Origin of the sequence: Thermorhabdus hydrogeniformans (assembly GCF_049310025.1) — a bacterium.
Lineage (GTDB): Bacteria > Bacillota > Thermosediminibacteria > Thermosediminibacterales > Tepidanaerobacteraceae > JBJYKD01.
The window spans coordinates 1-3,447 of sequence record NZ_JBJYKD010000063.1 but is presented as its reverse complement, the minus strand read 5'-3'; the positions used below and the strand labels follow the sequence as shown (position 1 = coordinate 3,447).

Genomic DNA, 3,447 nt, shown 5'->3' with positions numbered 1-3,447 from the left:
AGGGCGGCGGCGAAAAGCGCATAGCAAAGCAGCATGAAAGCGGCAAACTCACCGCCCGGGAAAGGATCGAAAAACTTCTGGACAAAGGCAGTTTCGTCGAAATCGACGCCTTTGTGGAACACCGGTGCATAGAATTCGACATGGCCGAAACAAAAGCCCCCGGCGAAGGCGTGGTCACAGGCTACGGCACCATCGACGGCAGGCTCGTATTCGTATTTGCCCAGGACTTCACCGTAATAGGCGGCTCACTGGGCGAAATGCACGCCGCCAAGATATGCAAAGTAATGGACATGGCCGTAAAAATGGGTGCGCCCATCATAGGCTTAAACGACTCCGGCGGTGCAAGAATCCAGGAAGGCGTAGACGCACTCAAGGGCTACGGCGACATCTTCTACAGGAACACCCTGGCATCCGGAGTAATACCCCAGATATCGGTAATCCTCGGCCCCTGCGCCGGAGGAGCCGTATACTCGCCCGCCCTCACCGACTTTGTATTCATGGTCTCCGGCACAAGCAAAATGTTCATCACCGGCCCGCAGGTCATAAAAGCCGTCACCGGCGAAGACGTAAGCCCCGAAGACCTGGGCGGAGCGAGAGCCCACAACCAGACCAGCGGAGTCGCCCACTTCATGAGCCAGAGCGAACAAGAATGCTTCGACCAAATAAAAAAACTGCTGTCATATATACCGTCCAACAACCTGGAAGATGCGCCATACATAGAAACGGGCGACAGCCCCGATAAAATAATACCCGAACTAAACCAGACAGTACCCGTGGACCCCAACAAACCATACGACATAAAAGAAATAATAAAAAACGTGGTGGACGGCGGCGACTTTTTTGAAGTGCAGCCTCTCTTCGCCCAGAACATGATAACCGGATTTGCGCGACTTGCCGGCCACAGCGTCGGAATACTGGCCAACCAGCCCAAACATTTAGCCGGCTGCCTCGACATAAACGCCTCCGACAAAGCCGCAAGATTCGTCCGGTTCTGCGACGCCTTCAACATACCCCTCATCACCTTCACCGACACACCCGGATATCTGCCCGGAGTCGCCCAGGAACACGGCGGCATCATAAGGCACGGAGCAAAACTGCTGTACGCCTACTCCGAAGCCACCGTACCCAAAATCACCGTAATAGTGAGAAAAGCCTACGGCGGGGCATACATAGCCATGTGCTCAAAACACCTGGGAGCCGACCAGGTCTTTGCATGGCCCACGGCAGAAATAGCCGTCATGGGTCCCGAAGGCGCCGCCAACATCATATTCAGAAAAGAAATAGAAGAATCAAGCGACCCGATATCCACCAGAACCCAGAAAATCGAAGAATACCGCGACAAATTCGCCAACCCCTACCAGGCGGCCAAAAGAGGATATGTGGACGACGTCATAGAACCCTCCGCCACCAGAATAAGACTCATATCCGCCCTGGAAATGCTCATGAGCAAACGCGAAACAAGACCCGCCAAAAAACACGGCAACATACCGGTATAAAGGGGTGAGAAAAAATGAACGACATAGCAAAAGACCTCATAGAATCATTAAAAACCGGCCTGTTAGGCATGGGGATAGTGATGGCGGCCCTGTACCTCTTATCCCTCATCCTGGACCTCATGCGGCTGATCTTCTATCCCGGTGCAAAACAGCCAAAAAAAAATGAACCCGCGCCCCAGGAGACCACCGGAAACCGACAGCCTCACCAGGAACCCGCGGAAACAACCGGAAAGCAGGACGAAGGAGAACTTGTGGCCGTCATCGCCGCGGCCTTAAGCCAGTACATGAACGTGCCCGTAACAAGCATAAAAATAGGCTCCATCCGCCAGATCCACAGGACCACCCCCGTATGGGGTATGGCCGCAAGAATGCAAATAAAAAACTGAGAAAGGAGTATCAACCATGAAAAAATACAAAATCACCGTCAACGGTCAAACTTACGAAGTGGAAGTAGAAGAAATAGGTGGTGAAACTCCGGCACCAAAAGCCCAAAATACAACGCCCGTCGCTCCCGTAACGCCCCGGCCGGAAGAAGCCCCGAAACCCGAAGAAAAACCCAAAGCCGCCCCCGTTCCCAAAAAATCCGCCCCGGCCGGAAAAGTCAGCGTACAGGCCCCCATGCCCGGCACCATCCTATCCATCAAAGCAAAGCCCGGAACAAAAGTCGCAAAAGGCGACGTACTCATGATCCTCGAAGCCATGAAAATGGAAAACGAAATCCTTGCGCCCCAGGATGGGACCGTGGTTTCGGTAGAAGTCTCGGAAGGAGCCTCGGTAAACACCGGCGACCTGCTGGCAGTACTGGAATAAAAAAACAGACGGGAGTGGAGAACATTGCTTCAACAAATAATAGAATTCATCAACACCACCGGATTTGTCAACATAACCTTACAGCAGTTCATAATGCTGTGCATCGCATGCATACTCCTCTACCTTGCCATAGTAAAAAAATACGAACCACTGCTCTTAGTCCCCATAAGCTTCGGAATGCTCCTCACCAACATTCCCCTAGCAAACCTCATGCAAAAAGGCGGGTTTTTATACTGGATATACCGCGGCGTAGAACTCGACATATACCCGCCCCTCATATTCCTCGGAGTGGGAGCCATGACCGACTTCGGCCCCCTCATCGCCTACCCCAAGAGCCTCCTTTTGGGAGCTGCGGCCCAGCTAGGAGTATTCACCACCTTCCTCGGCGCAACACTGCTGGGATTTGACTTCAAAGAAGCCGCCTCCATAGGCATCATAGGCGGCGCGGACGGTCCCACGGCCATATTCCTCTCGAGCAAACTGGCGCCCCACCTGCTGGGAGCCATAGCCGTATCGGCCTACTCCTACATGGCCCTGGTGCCCATAATCCAGCCGCCCATCATGCGCCTCTTGACCACCAAAAAAGAGCGCACGGTGACCATGGAACAACTAAGGCCCGTATCAAAAACGGAAAAAATAATATTCCCCATAATAGTCACGGTCCTGGCAAGCTTCCTCGTACCTCCGGCCACCGCATTAATAGGCTGCCTCATGCTTGGCAACCTCTTCAGAGAATGCGGGGTTGTGGAAAGACTTTCAAAGACCGCCCAGAACGAACTCATCAACATAATCACCATCTTCCTTGGGACCACCGTGGGAGCCACAGCCAGCGCCGAAAACTTCCTCAGGATAGAGACCATAGAAATACTGCTTTTAGGCCTTGCGGCCTTTGCCATGGGGACGGCGGGCGGAGTGCTTCTGGGCAAACTCATGTATGTCCTGTCCGGCGGTAAAGTCAACCCCCTCATCGGCTCCGCGGGAGTATCTGCGGTGCCCATGGCCGCCCGCGTATCCCAGGTGGTGGCCCAGAAGGAAAAGCCCGGCAACTTCATCCTCATGCACGCCATGGGTCCCAACGTGGCCGGGGTTATCGGCACCGCCATAGTGGCGGGCGTGCTGCTGTCGCTGTACGGGGGGTGAT

4 protein-coding genes are annotated in these 3,447 nt (G+C 54.0%); all 4 read left to right on the top strand.

Annotated elements, in window-relative coordinates:
- Positions 1 to 1,496: acyl-CoA carboxylase subunit beta (locus tag ACKX14_RS15415; protein ID WP_422449229.1), on the top strand; the 1,496-nt coding region annotated here is incomplete at its 5' end.
- 14 nt (positions 1,497 to 1,510) lie between these two features.
- Positions 1,511 to 1,882 (top strand): OadG family protein, encoded by a 372-nt coding sequence (locus ACKX14_RS15410; RefSeq protein WP_422449227.1) that lies wholly within the window; start codon positions 1,511 to 1,513, stop codon positions 1,880 to 1,882.
- A gap of 16 nt (positions 1,883 to 1,898) precedes the next feature.
- Positions 1,899 to 2,306, top strand: coding sequence for a biotin/lipoyl-containing protein (locus tag ACKX14_RS15405; RefSeq protein WP_422449225.1), 408 nt, complete (start codon positions 1,899 to 1,901; stop codon positions 2,304 to 2,306).
- Between the two features lie 24 nt (positions 2,307 to 2,330).
- Positions 2,331 to 3,446: a sodium ion-translocating decarboxylase subunit beta gene (locus ACKX14_RS15400; RefSeq protein ID WP_422449223.1), complete on the top strand. Its 1,116-nt coding sequence runs from the start codon at positions 2,331 to 2,333 to the stop codon at positions 3,444 to 3,446.
- Position 3,447 lies beyond the last annotated feature (1 nt).

Coding starts and splice junctions, on each gene's coding strand:
- ACKX14_RS15405 (WP_422449225.1), top strand. CDS start 1,899: ATGAAAAAATACAAAATCACCGTCAACGGTCAAACTTACGAAGTGGAA.
- ACKX14_RS15410 (WP_422449227.1), top strand. CDS start 1,511: ATGAACGACATAGCAAAAGACCTCATAGAATCATTAAAAACCGGCCTG.